The sequence below is a fragment of the Streptomyces sp. NPDC039480 genome, from assembly GCF_055597165.1.
Map to the genome: position 1 here is coordinate 33,934 of NZ_JBVITX010000014.1, position 18,081 is coordinate 52,014.

Below are 18,081 nucleotides of genomic sequence, written 5' to 3' on the forward strand. Positions count from 1 at the left end.
CGCGTTGAGTGAGCGGCCCCGATTCTCGACAAGGTGGTCGTAGAGCCGCCCGGCTCACTGGTGAGCGCCCCGGTGGGACACGCGTGCACCAACTTCCGTACGTACAGGGACGTGTGATGACCACTGTGAGACCCGCGTGAGCAATGACGATCACGCGCTGACGGATGCGTTCGGGGTGCCGCTCCAGCGCCGTTCCGACCCGCCCGCTGCGCCCCGCAGCAAGCTGCCGATCGACTTCGAGGGCTTCTTCCTGGCCCAGCAGGAGTTCTTCCACGCCTTCGCCGAACTCCACCTCGGTCACCGCAGCGCCGCCGAACTGGTGGTGCATGACGTGTTCCTGGAGATACTGGCGACATGGGATGAGCTGCTGTCCGAGGCCGACCTCGAGCAGCGTGCGATGGCGGTCCGGAGCCGTCACGTGCGTGAGCGCCTGGAGGCGGAGAAGCGGCCGCCGGCGTTCGTCATCAACGCCCCGATATCGCGCAACCGGGCCGCGGTCCGCGCCGAGATGGAGCTCGCGCCGAGCAACACCGGGCTGTATGAGGCGATGTTGGAGCTGCCGACGCCCCAGTACAACGTGATCGTGCTGCGGTACGTCCTCAACTACCCGGTGACGCGCATCGCCTGCTACATGGGGCTGGATCCGCGGACCGTGGACTACCACATCCGCAAGGGCCGTGAACGCCTGCGCGTGCTGCTGGACTTGCCCGCCGAGCAGGACCGCCGCAAGAAGGCCGCCCCGGCCAAGAACGCCAAGGAGAACAGGGGAAGCGATGAAGACGCTCGATGATGTGCTGGCCGAGGGCGCCATGCCGGTGCGCACGCCCAGCAGGTTCGACGTCGGGGCGGCGCTCAGGAAGCTGGCCGCCGACGCCGGCCGGGACAAGGCCAGGTCCACCATGGACTCCCGGCGCGCGGCTCAGGCCGGGCGGCGGCTGACGGTGATCGCCCGGTGGATCCTCAACGCTCCGCACGCCGCCCATCACGTCGACCGGCTCGCCCAAGGTGACCCTGACGTGCCGGTCGAGGAGGACAACCTCGACGTCGAGGGGGCCGCCGTGTTCGCCTCGCTCCTTCACCTGACCGGACAGCACCCCGAATCCGCACAATTCTGGTGGCAGCTGGCCGCGGGCGCCGGCCACCGCGCCTCCGCGTACTGCCTCCACCTGCAGCACACCTCTCTGGGCGAGCAGCGCGAAGCCGCCCACTGGCTGCACCAGGTCCTCTACGACCTCGGAGACAGGCTCGACGACGGCTTCTTCGACACGGTCGAGGCGATCGCCCGCTACGTCTATCCCCGCCCCGACAGCGCCGCGCCGCTCACCGGCGGCTTGGAGATGGAAGTCGACCGCCTCGCCGACGACGGCGCCCCTTGCATGATCGTGCCCCGCCCGGACCGGCGCCTGGCCCAGGCTCTGCGCGAGCTCACCCGCGCCTGACCCGGACAGCAGCAAGGAGCCCCAGCACGCGCCCCCGGTTTCCTAGGCCAACGGGACGCAGGGCTCCTCGCATCGCACGACATCCCCCACCAACTCACAAGCAGCGAAGGACATCCACCATGCAGACTAGCCCCTGGCGCCGCGCTGTACACCACGTCCGAGACACCGGCGCCGCTGTCGGCTGCGCGCTCACCTACCGCGGCCGCCGCCTCCGCGGCTGGGCCCGCGCCCGCCGCCGTACCGCACTCAGCCAGCTGCTGCGCGGTATCTGCTTCGGCAGCGGCAGCGGCCTGATCACTCTCATCGTCTTCTGGCTCACCCACCGCTGAGCCGCCCGGGCCCCACTGGATCCGACGTTGGCAAGACCACCAGACGCTCCGAAAGCATCACCGAACGCGACCAGCTCAGAAGCTGTGTCACATCCCTTTGCGCAGGTCACGGGCATGATCTGGGAAGGTGATCCTGGTTGCCGTTCGGTTTGGCGTCGATGACAGACGGCCGAACGGCAGGAGTCAGGCGGCTGCCGTGAGCTGTTCCTGCGCCAGCACCGCCGCGGAGCGGCGGTGCTGGCGGGCGAGCCGGCGGGTCATGAGGGTGATGAAGGCCCACTGGATATGGGCTTCGGCCTAGGACATGAGGCGTTCGGAGTCCCGCGTGTTGCGCCTGGCCCGCATCGGACCCGGTGCTCTTCGATGCCTGGGACGACCCGGTGCCCGCTCCGACGCCGACTGTGCGCCGTGTACTGAACCGCGCTTCGCACGGTGCTCCGCCCACTAGCGGCCCTCGGTACCGACGTATCGAGAAACGCGTACGTCACCGTAACTGTCCCCTGTTTCCATGGAGGTACGGACCACAGAGGGCCGTGCCGAGGGCATTGTGCTCCGGCTTCGGGAAGGTGCTTACGAAGGGGCATGTGCCGTGTTATCTGGGAACGCTCGTTGGGGGCTGAGGAAGGCCGTGCTGGCCGCCGGTGTCGCCATGCTGATGGTGGCCCATGCCGGGCCCGCCACCGGCACCGCCGTCCCGGCGCAAAGTGGTGGGAACGTGCAGAAGGCGATGGAGGAGCTGGCCCAGATTCCCGGGGTTGTCGGAGTCGTGGGCGGGGCCTACACCGACGGGAAGTCCCTCGGTCTGGGCAGTGCAGGCTCCCGGCTGCTGGACGGGGAGGGCGGGAGGATCCCCGCGAACGCCCGCTTCCGGATCTGGTCACAGACCAAGCAGATGGTGGCCACCGTGGTACTGAAACTCGTCGAAAAGGGCGAGTTGGGGGTGGATGACAAGCTCGGTGACCTGCTGCCGGAGGTGGCGGAGAAGGGCCTGGTGACGCGGGCCGACGAGATCACTGTACGGCAGATGATCCGGCACACCTCCGGCATTCCCGACTGGTACGCCGAGAAGCCGAACCCGGACGGGAGCGAGGGAGACCCCTCGTTCGACGTGTTCGACTTTACGACCCCCTACCGGCCGCTGGATCTGGTGCGGTGGAGCCGTGATCGGCCCCGGACCGGGGAGCCGGGCGAGAAGTGGACCTACTCCAACACCAATTACACCCTTCTCGGCATGATCATCGAGAGGGTGACCGGCCATGATCTGGCCACCGAGCTGCGCACGCGCCTCTTCGAGCCGCTCGGGATGACCAGGAGCTACCTGATGGTCAAGCCGCCGGACGGCGTCAAGGGGCCGCACGGCCACGGCTACTACCCCGACACCGATGGCAGGCCGCGCGACGTGGACCGGTACAACGCCGGCCTCGCGGGGGCAGGGGCCGGCGGGGTCGTCTCCACCGCGCACGACGTGAGCACCTTCAACCGGGCGTTCTCCCAGGGCAAGCTGCTGCCGCCAGAACTGCAGCGAATCCTGACCGACCGGCCGACCGCCGCACATCTCCGAGGCAACAACAGCAACAGCAGTTGCAGCGATGACTTCTCCGTCACAGGCGGTTCGGCCCCAGGCTCCGTGGCCATGACCTTCTACTCGGCGGACGGACGTCGCCAGCTCGCGTTGTCGTTCACCCTGAGCGTCAAGCCCAACGCCGTGCAGCTCGACTTGGGCAAGGCCGTGGAGAGCATCTTCTGCCCATCCTCCTGAGAGGACGTCAATACCTGCGCATCGGCGGCTTTTCATTCTCCAGATGACCTGAGCCGGGTGAGTCCGTCGATTGCTGCAAGTTCGGTGCTCAGGAGCTGATCTCCGGCTGGTGCGGTGACGATAAGGAGAACAGTCACGTCGGGGTAGTCGTCCTCGAGGAGTTCGTCTTCGCCGTCGTCTCCAGGAATGGCGTTCGACTGGACCTTGATGCGGGTCGTGTCCGCCAGGGTGGCGAGGAAGTAGACCCCGAAGTAGTCGCTCTCGCGCTCGGCAAATACCGCTGGCAGCAGCTCGGCGAGGAGGTCGGCCAGTTGCTGGGCAGCATAGGCGTTCGTGCCGTAGGTGTCCGTGACGGTGACGGTCATCGTGCCATTCTCCCCGGGCCGCGTGGTTCTCGGTGCGTTCCCTCAAACTGCCATCGCTCACCTGGCCGACGCACCCGACCCCGTGCGCCCTCGGTGAGACTGCTGGAGAGCGTCCTTGGTGTGGCCTTGGGCGAAGTCCCATGGAGCGGGTGCATTGGCAGCCGCGTACTCGTCTGCGATGCCGAAGACGCTCCCGCATCCTGGGCATTCCGCCTGGCCGAACAGGTGCGTCAGGCCCCAGGCGCGCCGTTGCTGGCCATCCCGTACGGCCGACTCGTGCAACATTCTCCCGGCGCCGGTCAGCTCGTGCGGGACGGCCGGCCGGAGGGGGATCTGGTGGACGTCCCCCAGGTTCCAGTCCCGGATCGAGGAGTAGCAGCCGTAGTCGCCGACCGCGATCGTTACCGGTGCGTCGCAGTGCGGGCAGGCGACAGTGAGGAAGGAATCGGTGAAGTCGTCCAGGGCCTCGAACCACAAGGGCTGGCTATCGAACGCGAGCATGGCCCGCAGCAGGCTCAGGTAGATTTTCCCGTCCAGGCCAGACCGCAGCCGGGCAGCGGCCATGGCGCGAAGCTCGGCCAAGGTCGCCGCACAGCGGGCGACTTCTTCGTCGGCGCCGTGATGCTGAAGGAGGCCACTCGCTATGGCTCCCAGATCGAGCGCCCAGTCGCCGGCGTCCTCGGTCTTCGCGATGTCTGCCAGCTGCGGCAGCGCGGCGATGCTTGCCGGGGTGATCGTCCCCTGGTGGCACAAACGCCCCCAAAGCCTGTCGATGGCCCCTTGGTCACGACCAATGGCTCGATCCAGCAGCCCGGGTATCGCGTGTGCCGGACCGTAGGCGTCGTGGAGGGTGGACCAGTCGATCATCCTGTGATTCAAGCACGCTGCGGAGCGATCTCCGGGGGCGGTGAGTCATGAGCGGTATCACTTACGCCACCGTCGACCCTGGGGCCTGCGGTGCGGGGAACGCGGTGTGCTCATCGAACAGGCAGCGGTTCTTGGGCAGTGGTGGAGCTTGACCTAGCAGTCGGTTGAACCAGATTGCGCTGGCCAGCGGCGTGCCAGTCTCCGTGGTCGTCACGTCGCCGCCGGTAGTGGGCTTTGGCCCCGGGCGAGGCAGTGATCGCTGAGAACGCCCAGAGGTAGCCAGCGTGATTGAGCCGGTTGTTCTAGGAAGCAGTGAATCGGACGGTGGCCGAGTACTGGACGTGGGCCGTTGCCCACGAACGTGACGTCGTCTCTGGCTGATCCCCACGCAGGGGTCACCACCGCGGTCCTCGCGGCAGGCCCTGGCGGTCGACCGCCAGGACTTGTGTGGGGTCGTTCGTGGTTTTGGCAGTTCCTGAAGCCCGCGAGAGCGGCCCGCGGGTAGGCTCATCCGCTCTGCGTGCTCGAACTCGACCGGCGGGTGCCGAGATGCTCTTCCGGGTTTTGACCGAAAGGGAGGAAGGACAGTGTGGCCATCGCTTCGAGCGAATCGTTCGGACGCTGGACCAAGACCATCAGCGACCCCCGGCTCTGCGCTGCCATCGTCGACCACCTCACTGCAACGGTGCGATCATCGAAACCGGCACTGAGTCCTACCGCCTTGCCCACACCAGGGCTCAGCAGCAGCTGAGGCTGTCTGAACCGGATCCGTGGGCGTCAACCGTTCGGGGCCTCGAACGTATTCACCGCAGTCCGGAAGGTTCCCTGACCGGGCTGAGCAGGGTTGATCAGCACCACGAAGTCCGGAAGGGCTCCCGGACCGGGGTGCCCGACCGCGTCCTGGTCCTGGCTGTCGGCTTCGGCCTGCCAGTCGATCAAGTGGACGACCGCGGCATAGCGGCCCTCGGGCACTGGATGTTCGATCACGCCGTCCGAGGTATCCGCGCTGACATCTTCGATGCCACCCACGAGCGCGCGACCACGGGAGACGAAGAGGTAGGGCTGGGAAGCGACCAGCTGATGGGCTGTCTCCCGCTCGGTCAAAGCAGCCGGCGCGGCCGCAGTGCCCGACCGGACCAGCACAGCGAACGAGCCGTCTCCGCCGACATTGAGCGGAACCAGAGCACCCGCCTGGATATGACGGACGATGTCCTCGTCCTCCAGGAGCTCGTCCTCCCACGTGTCGTAATCGACGACCGCCTCGAACCTCTGCGGATCCCACAAGACGAGCATTCCGGCGTCCGTGACGACCGACGCGGGGACCTCGTCAAGGGGCTGCTGAGCAGTCACTCGAACCTCCGGTCATTTCACTGCCCGCACTCGAACCAGTTGATTCTCCCAGCAAAAGACAGCGACCTATCCGCCGGGGCCGCATTACGCGGAGACCTGGGTCCGCATCAGGCCGCCACCACCCCTGGACCCGCCCCTTGCCGGGACCGGTTCCAACCGCCCGGCCGGGGCCGACACAAACGTCATGGCCAGCACGGGCCGCAAGGGCGGCGTCCGCCCACAGCGCCAGGTCGACGCCCCAACCATCGGCGCGGGCACTCATGCCGTTCGGCTCAGTCCCACCAGAAGTCCCAGCTGTTCATACCGACGATGCGTTCGGCGTAGGCGGCCAGGGTGTAGGGAGGGGAGCCCTGCCAGACGTTGTCCGGGCAGAAGGCGAAATGCTCGGCGGCGACCAAGAGGGCGTCCCCGGTCCCCATCGGCGGTGCCGCGACGCTGAGGTGGAGGGTGTCAACGCCGACGGCTACGACGCGGACCCCAAAACGGTGCTCCAATCGCGTACGACGGCAGAGAACTTGGTGGTGTCATTGTCGTAGTTGGCAGGGCCGTCCCAGCCGAGAGCCGTGAGGGCGTGTGCACCGCAGGCAGCAGCGACGAGCCCGAGACGTGCCTGAGGATGTTGCTCGCTGAAGACCCGTGCATACTGAGCGGCCATCTCATCAGAGCCGATCACGGGCTCGTTGTGGAGAACTGGATACGGCCAGGCCTGCCCGAACGGTGCGGTGACAGTGGCACGTTGGTCCTGCGTGAGCAGGTCATCGTCCTCGCCGGTCTTCGTGTATTGGCTCCACCATTGCGCCAGGAGAACGGCCGGGTCGTGCACGTGGGGTGACGACAATTGCTCGGGAAACAGCTCGCCGGACGCCCAGGGCCTGAACTCGTTGCCTTGGCCGTGGGCGTCGAGAAGGAGTGGCCACAGGCCCGAGGTGCCGTGTTCGGCCAGCAGACGAGCCCACAGCTCGGCGGAGGCCGGGGGCTCGCTCAGCCATACTGGCTGCACAGCACCGTCGCCTTCGTCGGATGTGATCATCCGGCCTTGCGGGAGCGGGACAGCCAGTGAGGCAAGGAGTTCAGGGGCCACAAGCGGACCCTAGGTCGAGGGTCTGAAAGCCCAGAGGTCCGATCGCTGCGCTGGTCGCGTCTCGGTAGTCTGCCGCGGTGAATGAGTCTTCCTCGCTTCCCGGCGATCCTACCGAGCTGCGCCTGCGCATCTCCTACGACGACGACCTCGGCGACACTCCGCAGGCCGACACCCTCGAGCGGTGGGACGTGTCGATTCTTCACTGTCGGCGCACCCATAGCGACGCATCCGCTCCGGCTGCCGCTGCGTCGATGAGAACTGCGCCTCGTGCACCGTGGAGGAGGCCGCTGTCGGGTCGATGACCTTCTACCGTGTCCATCTCGACCGCGGCCGGAATGCCTTTGGGCCATGGCGGAAGAATCCGAGGACCTGTATGCGACGGCGCAGGTACTCCTTGATCCAGAGACCGGGTCGTTCACGAGTGAGGTCAGCGAACTGCTGGAGTACGTCGGGTCTGCTCTGCTCGTCATGGACCGGGTGACTTTGGAGCCCCGGTGGCGCGGTCACGGGCTGGCCTCCGTCCCTCTCAGCGAGGCGATTCACCGGCTCATGTCCGGGTGCCGGGCGGTCGCCTGTTCCCTGGGGGCCCAGCTGTTGCCGTTACCAAGTGGCTCCGCACTGATGCAGCTCAACGCTGGTGCGGCTGACTCTATCCATGGCAACAGCTGTGGTGCTATGCCTCATTCAGGTGATGGTGGGGCTACCGCGGACCCAACTCTCTCCCCTGCCCGGTACGAAACACCGCTGCCGGAACTCTGCGGTTTTCTGCTCCTGAGGTGCAACGCTGCCGACAGCAACGCCTCGGGCGGATTCGGTTGTCCTGGGGTGGGCCGCCGATGCGCCTGGCCCCTTCCGGGGGAAGGGGCCAGGCGCGGGCTTTGGGGTCATCGGGTCATGGGGTGACGATGGCGAAGTTGGTGTCGGGCTTGGTCACGTAGCCGAACACGGTCGCAGGGGCGGTGGGGTCGTCGCCCGTGACGGTGATATCGCCGTCGGACACGGCGGATTGGAAAGCAGCCTGCAGGGAGCCGCCGGGCAGGGCCGCTTTGATCAGCACCTTGTTGAGCGCGTTCCGGGCCAGAGTGATGGTGGCCCGAGGCTTGGGAGCGAGAACGTCCACGCCCGCCAGGTGGATGAGGGCGCCGTTGCGTAGCGTAGTGGTGGCCGCCTGCTGCTGTGGTTCGGTCAGGTGCCACTGCAGGGCGACCGGCTCGCGTTGTTCGCGTGCGGCTTTGGGGCCGTCGATGGCCTGGGCCAGGGTGTCGAAGATCTGGTCGAGGCTGAGGCTCTGGATCAGGTCGAGTCCGGCCTGGCTCGGGGTGCCGCCGGGGCCGTCGAGGACTTCCTTGGCGCCGGTGAGGAAGAAGTTGCGCCAGGTGCCGTTCTCGGCGCCGTAGCCGAGCTGGGTCAGGGCCTGGGCCTGGAGCTGCTTGGCCCTGCCTGCCTGGTCGTCGGGGATGCCGGGTGCGAAGACGGCGTGGTTGACGAGCTCGACCACCCAGCGGTAGTCGCCCTCGTCGTATGCGACCTGGGCCTTGGCCAGGAGGTTGTCGATGCCGCCGATGGCCTCGACGTAGCGTCGGCCGGCCTCGGTGGGCGGGTAGGTCCACAGGTGGGCGGGGTTGCCGTCGAACCAGCCGATGTAGCGTTGGTAGACGGCCTTGACGTCGTGGTTGATCGAGCCGTAGTAGCCGCGGTTGTACCAGTGGGCCGCCAGGGTGTCGGGCAGTTCGAAGTTCTCGGCGGCCTCGATGCCGGTGGACCCGGTGTTGATCAGGCGCAGGGTCTGGTCGTTGAGGTAGGCGTACAGGTCCCGCTGGTTGCTGAGGAAGTTGGTGACGTTCTCGTTGCCCCAGGTGGGCCAGTGGTGGGAGGCGAAGGCGACGTCGGTGTGCTCGGCGAAGGTCTGGATCGCCTCGGTGAGGTACTTGGACCAGGCGTGCGGGTCGCGTACCTGGGCGCCGCGCAGGGTGAGGAGGTTGTGCAGGGTGTGGGTGGCGTTCTCCGCCATGCACAGGGTGCGCTGCTCTGGGAGGTAGATGTTCATCTCCGCAGGGGCCTCGGTGCCGGGCGTGAGCTGGAAGATGAGGCGGACCCCGTCCACGACGACGCGAGTGAGCCCGGCACGCCAGGGGATGACGTCCTCGGCCTGCCACTGCTCGCGCGGGACGGCGGTCTCCTGGCTGATGGTCTGGTTCGGCGGGATGAGAGTGACTTCGCCGGTGGAGACGGTCATGCCGAGGCCCGAGCCCACCTGCCCGGAGGGAGACTTCTCCAGTGCGGCCGCGTACATGAAGGAAGCGCGGCGGGCCATCGCCGGGCCGGCGTAGATGTTCTCGCTGACCGCGTGTTCCAGGAATCCGTCGGGCGCGATGAACGGGATCTCCGGGACGCTCTCCCCTTCGAGGCCGAACAGGCCGCGTACACCGCCGAAGTGGTCGACGTGGCTATGTGTGTAGATCACCGCGCTGACCGGGCTCTGGTCTTCCTGGGCGTCGCGGTAGAGCTGGAGCGCGGCGTGGGCGGTCTCGCGGGAGGCGAGGGGGTCGATGACGACGAGACCCGCCTGCCCCTTGATGATCGTCATGTTCGACAGGTCGTAGCCGCGCACCTGGTAGACGCCGTTGGTGACCTGGAACAGTCCGGCAATGTTGGCGAGTTGGCTCTGCCGTAACAGGCTCGGGTTGACGGTCGGGAGCTCCATCCGCAGCGACGGGTCGAGGAAGTCGTATTCAGTGAAGCTCCACACCACGCGGTCGCTGGCGGTGTGCGAGTAGATGGCGTTCTGGCGCGGCACCGCCACCTGGTTCCGGGACGCGTCCTGGAAGTCGGTCGAGTCGTTGAACGGCAGAGCCTCCTGCACCGCGCGGTTGGCTGCGGTGATGAACGACGACGGCTCGATGGGCTCACTGTTTTCAGGCATGCAAAAACCTCCCTGATCAGGCACGGACCGTTCGCACCTGAGCGCGTTCGGTGAGGCCGAAAGTACGGAAGGGCTCAAAGGGAAACAAGACGGCAGAACAAGCCAGATACTGCCCGCCCTTGCCCACAATGCCGCGCGGCAGCAATACCTCAAACCTCCTTCGCTGCACACCCCGTTGTTGCCCCGCTCAGACAGGTAGGTACCCGTGGCCGGACCGCCGCCTGGTCGACCTCGCGCCGTCAGGGCAGCAGTTCATGACCGTGGACCACGGGCAGGCGGACGTCGCCTTCCACGATCACCCCGACGGGGACGTGCTCTTCACCCTCCCCATTGAAGTCTTCGGGTACGACCCGGAGGATTCCTTCGTGGAATGGAGCGGCGGCTACCTGACCGAGGACACGGCCATCGTCACCCTGGGCGGTGAGAGTCAGGACGAGGAGGAGTGGTTCCGTTACCACCTGGTCGACGTACACACGGGCACCCTCAGCGGCGAGTTCACCGTCGAGGTGAGCGACCCGTACGAGCTGGTGCCCCTGGGTGACGGTTCCTGGCTCACCTGCGCCGGCGGCGACCCCGCCCGTTGCCCGCGCTCCGCAGCCGTTCGCACCGCCGCGCCCGGCCGTACCAACCCCTCCCTGCGAAAGGCAGAAGTGATGACGGCGGACACTCGATTGCCACTGATTCCTCAGGCGCCTGAAGGCCTGAGCCGACGAGCCCGTTACTTCGTCGAGGGGCACGGGCTGCGTGTTCCACACCGTGACCTCACGCTCGATCGGGAGGTATGGCGCAAGCATGGGATTCCGGATGACGAGATCGACCGGGCTGTCGCCTTTCAAGAGCTCTGGGGCGGTCTGGCCCTGCCCCCGGCCCCCGAGTACGAGGGCGGCCCGCGGGTTCTGGAAGCCGATGTGCCCGAAGGCTCGGCCGGGAGCGGGTGGCGGTTCTCGGCAGGTGGCTGTCGCGTCTCGATGGCCTACGGGTTCATGATCGGGCCGGGAGGCGAGTTCGGGATCGACGCCGACCACTGGACACCGCTGCACGCCAGCACAGAGGGTTGGGTGGAAGCCCTGGCTCTGGCCGACCATGCGGGTTTCTGGGCCAAGACGATCACGAAGATCAAGGGCGGCGCCGTTGAGGAGCTGGACCTCGACGGATTCGAGCCGGTACCTGAAGTCCAGGGACTTGCTGACACCTGGTGGCGGGGCAAGGACTCCCTGATCGCCGTCTACCGCGGCGTAGCCTCGGGCTTTGACGCCCCCTACTGCCTCAGGGCCCACATCTACGGCGGACTCGATGCGTGGGGCCTGGGTGGCACCTGACCCCCGATGAGCCGGAGCACGTTAGTTGTCATATAGGCAGGCTTGCTGTCACCGTTGGTCTTGACCAGGTAGTGGTTGCGGTGCACGAATCGGTGGTCGGTCGTCACCGTCTCTGGAGTGAAGAACGGCAGGGTAGCCAACGGGTGTCCGGCGAATTCGGCGACCACCGCGGTGGGGATGCCGGGGCAGGGCCACTCCAACTCCTCACCCCAGTCCGCCCCGGCGGGCGCTGCCGAGGGTTACAGCGCCGGATACGCCCTAGTTATCCAGTCTGACTTCGCGATCTTGCTGCGAACCCGGCTGGGGACGCGTACGGCCACCGCGCGATCATCGAGGCTGGCAGCTGGCCGAACAGGCTGGCCATGTCCGGCCCGGACCGATGCAGCGCCTGCTGCGTTACCCCCGCTGGGACGCCGATGCCGTCCGTGACAACCTACGCGCCTATGCCGTCGACCACCTCGGCAGGGCCAGCCTCGGCGGGCGTCAACGGCAGTGCACCGGCACCGAGGGACGCATCGAGAACTCACAGGTCGGCGGCCTGGGAGATGATCGAGACCGCGCTGGACGCCAGGATCACCGCCTCCCGGGTGACCGGCGACGAAGCTTACGGACAGGACCCTCATCTACAGCTTGCTCTGGAGACACGCGAAACCGGCTACGTGCTCGCCGTCGCCTGCTCGACGAGAGTGCGGATCAACAAGGGCCGCGCCCCTGCCCGCGCGGACACCGTCGCCGGCCGTCTGCCTGCCACGGCCTGGCAACGGCACAGTGCCGGCAGGGGCGCGAAGGGCCCGCGCTACTACGATTGGGCCTGGGTCCACATCGGCACTGGCAGCCACCGCCATTTGCTGATCCGCCGCAACCGGACCACCGGCGAACTCGCCTTCTACCGGTGCTGGTCACCCACCGAAGTGACGCTGACCGAACTGGCACCGGCACATGACCCTCGCCATGCTCGCCTGCTCACTGCGTCGGCCATCACCACGGCCAAACTGCTGCACTGGTCCAGTTGGCGCCGACACCATCAGTCAGCGGCCGGACGCAGTCCCTGCCGGCGACGATCTCTCAAGGAACCCACTAGATGGACCAGGAAGCCGCACTGAGGTAAGGCCGTTTCCGGGACAACCGGTTCTACGCTTACCTGCGAGGCGTGTTTGCGGCCGACTCAGCGGATCGTTGGAGCTGGTGGCGCGACCACTTCGCGCAGCTCGGCGGCGGCCTGAGCCATGAGCTGAGCGAGGGTGGTGTCCGGCTCGGCTAGCCAGCGGGGCATGGCGCGCCGGTGGATCGCCAGTACCACGTCGATGATGAGGCGTGCTTTTCCGGGCTCGACGCCGCGGCGCTCGAGCGCCGGTGCCAGCGCGTCGGCGATGTCGGCGAGCTTGATCAGATCGCGCTCGGCCAGTGCCGGGTTGGCGGCGATCACTCTTCCCCGGCGCAGCAGGAACTCGCGTGGGCGGAAGATCTCCTCGGCGCGATCGGGGTGAGGCCCGGGTCGGCTGCCCTGCTGCTCGTCCACGGCGCGGGCACCACCGTAGGTGAGGCGGCGGTGCGCTTCGCGCTGCACCGGGGTATTCGGGTGATCGCCACAGCCGGGCCGGCTCGGGCCGCCGCCCTGGAGGAGATCGGCGCCCAGGTGACCGCCTACGGCGAGGGCATGGCTGAACGCGTCAGCGCACTGACCCCAGGCCTCGTGGACCGCGCGCTGGACACCACGCCGGCCGGGGGCCGGATCGACCGCGCCGACCAGCCCAGTCCGGCCGGCGGCTCGCTACCGACCTTGATCGGGCTGGCCGGAGATCCCGACCGTGTCCTCACCGTCTCGGACTTCGCCGCCGCAGCCGAACTGGGCGTCCGGATCCCTACCGAGATCCGCTACGCCCAGATGAACGAGTTCGCCAGGCTCGCCGGCGAAGACATCCTGGTCGTACCGATCGCCCGCACCTACACCCTCGACCAGATCCAGGAAGCGGCCGAGCTCAGCCAATCCCGGCGCCCCGGCGGCAAGCTCATGCTCGTCCTGTGATCACCTTGCTGGCCTGGTCAGGCAAAAGGAGTTCACACACCCCGATGATCACATGGCGACCGCACCCGTTCCCGACCAGGATCACTGCAAGGTCGTGAAGTCACACTGGAGTACTAGCCGGACACGGGTGTCAGCTGCTCATCCGCCCACTGGGCGAAGGTGGTGACCGGGATGCCCAACTCCCGGGCAAACTCGGGCCGGGCGGGCTGGAGAACCGCGTTGTTCCACTCGTGTCCGGCTCCCCACGTCGGCATACCCGCGTCGAGGGCCTCTTCCAGGCTCATGGAGGGCACGGTCACGGGCACGCCCCAGGCGGCGGACAAGGTCTGCGTGATCTGCTCCATCGTGCGCAGGTCACCGGCCAGTTCCAGTTCCATCTGGTGGAACCGGTCAGGGTCTCGAAGGGCGTACGCCGCAGCCGTGCCGATGTCCCGCACGGCCACCAGGGCCAGTTCGGTCTCCGGCTTCAATACCGTCAGCAGTCCGCCGCGCGGCCCCTTGGGCGCCAGCAGGAGCAGGTTCTCCATGAAGAAGGCGGGCTTGATCACCATCCAGCGGGCAAAGCCCGCACCCCGCACCGCATCCATGATCGCCTGCTTGGTGTGGAAGTAGTCCGCCATCGCCGCCCAGCGGCCCTCGGCCCAGCCGGGGGCCCGGGTGTGCACACCGACTCCGCTGGTCGAGGACTGCACGAACTGCCGTACTCCCTCAGCCTTCGCCGCGTCCACCAGGTTGGCGGCTTGGGCGAGTTCGCCCGCGAAGTCCACGCTGGTCTCGGTCATGGGCGGCATCTGCACCGAGAACACCGCGCGGACCCCCTCGACCGCCGGGCCGAGGGAGGCCGGGTCGGAGAGATCCGCCCGCACCAGTTCGGCGCCCAGCGCCTCGAGCGCTTGGGCGGACGTCGACCGCGGATCGCGTACGAGTGCGCGTACGGGCACCTCGGCGGCCAGGAGTGCGCGGGCCGTGGCCCCGCCTTGCCGACCGGTGGCTCCGGTGACCAAGACTGTCTCGCTATCGATGGGCATGGTTGCTGCTCCTCACGGACCGGAGAGAAAACGGCGGGGCCCGCCGTTTTGTCTGCCGCTAAGATATGGCGGGGACCGCCGTTTAGCAATGAGGAGATCATGACCGGTCAGCGCTCGGATGCCCGACGCAATTACCAGCGCATCCTCGCCGTCGCCGAAGCCGAGGTCGCCGCGCACGGCGCCGAGGCATCCCTGGAGCAGATCGCCCGCACCGCAGGCGTCGGTTCGGCGACCGTGCGCCGTCACTTCCCCACCCGCCGCGCCCTGCTCGAAGCCGTCTTTCAGGAGCGCATCGAGGGCCTGCGCGAGCACGCCCACCGGCTAAGTGCGACCGAGGACGGCCGCACTGCCCTCCTGGAGTGGCTCCACGCCCTTGTCCTCTACGCCGTCTCAGCCCGCGGATTCGCCGACACCCTCAGCTACGAGCCTCCCGCCGAGGAACCCTCCCCGCACTCCTGCGGCAGCAGACTCGCAGCGGCCGGAACTCCCTTGCTCCAGCGGGCCATTCGCGACAAGGCGGTTGCACCCCACGTCACCTTTCACGACCTGCTGACCCTCGCCGTCGGCATCGCCCTGGCCACCGAGCACCACAAGGCCCCCGAGACCCAGGCCGACCGCCTCTTCCGCCTCGCTGTGGAAGGGCTCAGCCCTGAGCCCGGCATCGCTGAGGTGTCCGAGAACTCAGGATCTTCGGTACTGGTGACAGAAAGTCTGCCGAACGGGCGGTTGTGACAAGCGGGATGCCTAGTCGGTGACAACCAACGTGCCTTGACCAGTCCTCTCCGCCAGCTCATCCGGCGTCACCGGTGACAACTCCTGAGCTTCGGCTCACCCGAAGGCCAAGCTCATCGGTCCCAACGCTGAGCGTTCGGGTTGGCCATAAGGGTCAAATAGAGCGCTAAGTCACATTTGTGTCGCTGGGGTCAGAGGTGACCGGGGGAAAAGCCGGTGTTGACCAGCCCGGTGGGGTTGCCGGCGCACCAGAGGCTGTTCTGAGGTGTGTTCTGGTTGACCTCGGTCATAACGGGGGATCAGTCGTCGGCGTTCGCGGTGGGCTCGGTGAGAACGGCGCCGCCGAGAGCGAGGGCGAGGCCGCCCAGAGGCGGCATTCCGGATGCCCCTCCCTTCTACCGGCCCACGGACGGACAGTGGGCATCGTCCCCTTCGTCGGCGCGGCGGCACCCTCAATGTTGATATCGGGCAGTTCCCGCCGGTATGCACGAGTCGCGCGGTCGAGGATCGGAGGCAGCTTCTCAGATGGCGAGCCGTGTGTCGTTGAAGCGGATGTCGGCCGGGACGAGGTGGCGGAAGGGCAGGTCGGCGGATGCTTCTTCTGCGGCCAGGACGCAGGAGACCTGGGCTCCAGGGGCCAGCGTGCGCGGACCGTCGGTGGACGCGGTCAGTTCGATCCGGTTGCCGCGCTCGGTAGGGCTTGTGCACCGGCTTCATCCGGGTGCCGGACCTGACCTGGGGCTGGATCAGCCATCCCTCCGAGGCGGTCGAAGCCAGCCAGTGGATCACCGCTGAGGTGATCATTGCCGAGACGCGCTCCAGGTAGGTCACCCTCTCGTTGAAGGCTCTGCCGAGGTTGACCTCCAGCGTCACCGGGTGCGGCTGGGCGTCGCCGGTGGAGCCCGCCGGTAGTGACAGGACAGCGGGGCATCTGCAACCCGACGCCCCGAGCCGGCCGCAGACCAGCGCCACACGCTCCGGCCGCCAGCCGTCCGGGGTCTTCGGACAAGCGCCGGCCACTGGCTGACCCAGCCGATCCTCACCCGGCCAGGAGTCCGCTGTGCCCACCGAGATCGCTTCCCACGCTAAAAAGCAGCCGCGCGGCAGCGGACACAGTCCGCCCGGCCGGGCACAGTTGTCAGTGGGAGTGGCCACAATCCCCCTATGACCTCACCCCAACGCCTCGACGAGCTTCTCACTCACATGCACTTGGAGGAGGCCGCCACGTTCACGGCCGTGCACGGCGCCGACGAGGACGCCGTGATCCGCCTCTTTGGCGGTGCTCCCGGACGAACCCGCCCCTTACGCCTGGTGGACTTGGGCGAGTACTACGACGGGGATTTGATCCTGGTCTCCCGGTCAGGGCCGGCGGTCGTCGTCGTTGAGCACAACGACTATCAGGGTTCGCGTGAGGAAGTGCTGCGCCCACTGTCCCGCCTTGGCCGTACCGCCAGTGCTCACTGGAGCGTCAACGCAGCCTGCCGCCTGAGCCTGGCCGACAACGGCCTGATCTCCTCCTCCTTCGACACGCTCGATCCCGAGAGCGTCTACGGTGCGCGCCCCGACGCCTGGCGGCCTCTGCTGCACGGCCTTGGCCTGGAAGGCAGGAGAGGCTGCGGCGCGAGCCTGGTGGCCGTCGAGCGCGCCACGGGCGCACGGTTCGACCAGGCGTGGGTACAGGGCACGCACCGCGGCGTGCAGATCACGCCGGTGCCTGACTATCTGCTCGGGCAGGAGCTCATCCACTCCCCCCTGCTGAAGCGGGAGCCCTTCCTCAGCTACCTGGCCGCTCTGGGGCCCGCCATGCTGGGGCGGATGCGCCGCCACGCCCTAGACCTGGCCCTGGCCCACGCCGGCCTGCGCGAGCATCCCCTGACCCTGGCCGCCCTCACCGCGGACGCCCTCCCGGCCGCGGCGCGCGAGCGGCTGCGCGAGGATCTCGTGGCCGCCCACGACCGGGCGCTCCCGCGGGCGTTTGCGATGCTGGACAAGGAGCCTGAGGAAGTCGAAGTCGAGTGGGAGCGTGCATCACACCTCGTCTTCCGTCAGGCCGTCGTCTTCGACGCCCTCGCCCAGTGCGTCGCCGCCCACCTGCCCACCCCGGCCAACCGCCTGCCGGACGTCCTCAGCGACCTTGCCTCGGCGATGACCGGGGGCGGTGCACAGGTCCGTGAGTTCTCGATGGTTCAGCACCTCCACGACACGGCACAGCGCACAGCATGACCACTGGTGCACCATGCGGCCTGGCCGGCCGGCCTGCGGGCGATGACAGTCCGACCTGCCTGGTCACCACGACGGGGCGGAGGTCTCCCTTCCGGTGGCTCTGGGGCTGGTGCGGGCCATGTTCCGCGACCAAGGTGCCTGGTGCCGGCTGGAAGCGGGAAGCAGCTTTGCGGTACACGTCGGCTGGGACAAGTACGTGTACGTAGGCAGCGAGCGGCCCTCCTCGGAGGCTATGGCTCGCACACGGGAGCTCGGCCTCTTCCCGGAATCGGTCGCGACCTCGCCGTACGCCGTCGAGCCTGAGGAACCGGAGGTGACGGAGGTAGCCGACGCGGACTTCTAGGGGCGGGTACGCACGGTGTTGGCTTCGGGCCAGACGGCACTTCTGGAGGCCTACGTTCGTAACGCCGCACGCTGGCACCGTCTTACGGAGCAAGACCTCGACGCGGTGCGGGCCGGTCCTAGCCCGCGAGCTGTGCTGACCGTCGGGCCAGAGCTGTCCCCTGACGTCGGCGCGGTCCTCGCCGCGCTGCCCGAGGAGGAATCCGTGGAGTTCGGCTGGGAGACGCAGGCACTCTGGCCAACTCTGCGTCCAGCTGGCCGAATTGGTCCTCGCTCAGTCGCGGTGGGAAGGCCGAGC

At 67.7% G+C, this 18,081-nt stretch carries 15 protein-coding genes and 4 pseudogenes; 11 read left to right on the forward strand and 8 right to left on the reverse strand.

What is annotated here, in order from left to right; all coding sequences use genetic code 11:
* Positions 1-136: 136 nt before the first annotated feature.
* The 4 genes from ACZ56E_RS34420 (at position 137) to ACZ56E_RS34435 (ending at position 3,527) form a co-directional block, all read left to right on the forward strand.
* On the forward strand, positions 137-790 hold the full coding sequence (locus ACZ56E_RS34420) for a sigma-70 family RNA polymerase sigma factor (RefSeq protein WP_471220349.1): 654 nt from the start codon (positions 137-139) through the stop codon (positions 788-790).
* Positions 774-1,439 (forward strand): hypothetical protein, encoded by a 666-nt coding sequence (locus ACZ56E_RS34425; RefSeq protein ID WP_471220351.1) that lies wholly within the window; start codon positions 774-776, stop codon positions 1,437-1,439. The genes ACZ56E_RS34420 and ACZ56E_RS34425 overlap by 17 nt, the downstream gene beginning before the upstream one ends.
* A gap of 119 nt (positions 1,440-1,558) precedes the next feature.
* Complete coding sequence (locus ACZ56E_RS34430; RefSeq protein ID WP_471220353.1) at positions 1,559-1,768, forward strand: hypothetical protein; 210 nt, start codon at positions 1,559-1,561, stop codon at positions 1,766-1,768.
* A 628-nt stretch (positions 1,769-2,396) separates the two neighbouring features.
* Positions 2,397-3,527 carry a serine hydrolase domain-containing protein gene (locus ACZ56E_RS34435; RefSeq protein WP_471220355.1) on the forward strand — a complete coding sequence of 377 codons (1,131 nt, stop codon included), beginning with the start codon at positions 2,397-2,399 and terminating at the stop codon, positions 3,525-3,527.
* Between the two features lie 32 nt (positions 3,528-3,559).
* Here the strand turns inward: ACZ56E_RS34435 and ACZ56E_RS34440 are convergent, their stop codons facing one another.
* From ACZ56E_RS34440 to ACZ56E_RS34450, 3 genes and pseudogenes are all read right to left on the reverse strand, one after another.
* The gene (locus ACZ56E_RS34440; RefSeq protein ID WP_471220357.1) at positions 3,560-3,892 is read right to left on the reverse strand and encodes a hypothetical protein; all 333 of its coding nucleotides are present in this window, start codon (positions 3,890-3,892) and stop codon (positions 3,560-3,562) included.
* Between the two features lie 57 nt (positions 3,893-3,949).
* Positions 3,950-4,759 carry a hypothetical protein gene (locus ACZ56E_RS34445; RefSeq protein WP_471220360.1) on the reverse strand — a complete coding sequence of 270 codons (810 nt, stop codon included), beginning with the start codon at positions 4,757-4,759 and terminating at the stop codon, positions 3,950-3,952.
* A 61-nt stretch (positions 4,760-4,820) separates the two neighbouring features.
* Positions 4,821-5,061 (reverse strand): annotated as a pseudogene (locus ACZ56E_RS34450) (IS110 family transposase); the annotation flags it as partial.
* 238 nt (positions 5,062-5,299) lie between these two features.
* Between ACZ56E_RS34450 and ACZ56E_RS34455 the strand changes: the two are divergent.
* Positions 5,300-5,506 (forward strand): annotated as a pseudogene (locus tag ACZ56E_RS34455) (ATP-binding protein); the annotation flags it as partial.
* Between the two features lie 30 nt (positions 5,507-5,536).
* On the opposite strand, the gene ACZ56E_RS34460 reads toward ACZ56E_RS34455, so the two are convergent.
* From ACZ56E_RS34460 to ACZ56E_RS34470, 3 genes and pseudogenes are all read right to left on the reverse strand, one after another.
* Positions 5,537-6,109, reverse strand: coding sequence for a hypothetical protein (locus ACZ56E_RS34460; RefSeq protein WP_471220690.1), 573 nt, complete (start codon positions 6,107-6,109; stop codon positions 5,537-5,539).
* Positions 6,110-6,381: 272 nt separating this feature from the next.
* A pseudogene (locus ACZ56E_RS34465) lies at positions 6,382-7,139 on the reverse strand (DUF4253 domain-containing protein).
* Between the two features lie 943 nt (positions 7,140-8,082).
* Positions 8,083-10,113, reverse strand: a complete 2,031-nt coding sequence (locus tag ACZ56E_RS34470; protein WP_471220362.1) for an alkyl/aryl-sulfatase — start codon at positions 10,111-10,113, stop codon at positions 8,083-8,085.
* Between the two features lie 653 nt (positions 10,114-10,766).
* On the opposite strand from ACZ56E_RS34470, the gene ACZ56E_RS34475 reads away from it, so the two are divergent.
* On the forward strand, positions 10,767-11,432 hold the full coding sequence (locus ACZ56E_RS34475; protein ID WP_471220674.1) for a hypothetical protein: 666 nt from the start codon (positions 10,767-10,769) through the stop codon (positions 11,430-11,432).
* Between the two features lie 334 nt (positions 11,433-11,766).
* Positions 11,767-12,454, forward strand: a pseudogene (locus tag ACZ56E_RS34480) (transposase family protein); the annotation flags it as partial.
* A 143-nt stretch (positions 12,455-12,597) separates the two neighbouring features.
* Here the strand turns inward: ACZ56E_RS34480 and ACZ56E_RS34485 are convergent.
* Positions 12,598-12,951 (reverse strand): acyl-CoA-like ligand-binding transcription factor, encoded by a 354-nt coding sequence (locus ACZ56E_RS34485; protein ID WP_471220364.1) that lies wholly within the window; start codon positions 12,949-12,951, stop codon positions 12,598-12,600.
* Positions 12,952-13,011: 60 nt separating this feature from the next.
* Between ACZ56E_RS34485 and ACZ56E_RS34490 the strand changes: the two genes are divergently transcribed.
* A complete protein-coding gene (locus tag ACZ56E_RS34490; RefSeq protein WP_471220366.1) occupies positions 13,012-13,458 on the forward strand; it encodes a zinc-binding dehydrogenase in 447 nt (148 codons plus the stop codon).
* A gap of 113 nt (positions 13,459-13,571) precedes the next feature.
* Here ACZ56E_RS34490 and ACZ56E_RS34495 read toward each other — a convergent pair whose 3' ends face one another.
* Complete coding sequence (locus ACZ56E_RS34495) at positions 13,572-14,486, reverse strand: NmrA/HSCARG family protein (protein WP_471220368.1); 915 nt, start codon at positions 14,484-14,486, stop codon at positions 13,572-13,574.
* Between the two features lie 99 nt (positions 14,487-14,585).
* Between ACZ56E_RS34495 and ACZ56E_RS34500 the strand changes: the two genes are divergently transcribed.
* The 3 genes from ACZ56E_RS34500 to ACZ56E_RS34510 all read left to right on the forward strand — a co-directional run bounded on the left by ACZ56E_RS34500 (position 14,586) and on the right by ACZ56E_RS34510 (position 17,784).
* Positions 14,586-15,218, forward strand: a complete 633-nt coding sequence (locus tag ACZ56E_RS34500; protein WP_471220370.1) for a TetR/AcrR family transcriptional regulator — start codon at positions 14,586-14,588, stop codon at positions 15,216-15,218.
* A gap of 1,164 nt (positions 15,219-16,382) precedes the next feature.
* Positions 16,383-17,441: a DUF6461 domain-containing protein gene (locus tag ACZ56E_RS34505; protein WP_471220372.1), complete on the forward strand. Its 1,059-nt coding sequence runs from the start codon at positions 16,383-16,385 to the stop codon at positions 17,439-17,441.
* A 118-nt stretch (positions 17,442-17,559) separates the two neighbouring features.
* Positions 17,560-17,784 carry a hypothetical protein gene (locus ACZ56E_RS34510; protein ID WP_471220374.1) on the forward strand — a complete coding sequence of 75 codons (225 nt, stop codon included), beginning with the start codon at positions 17,560-17,562 and terminating at the stop codon, positions 17,782-17,784.
* Positions 17,785-18,081 lie beyond the last annotated feature (297 nt).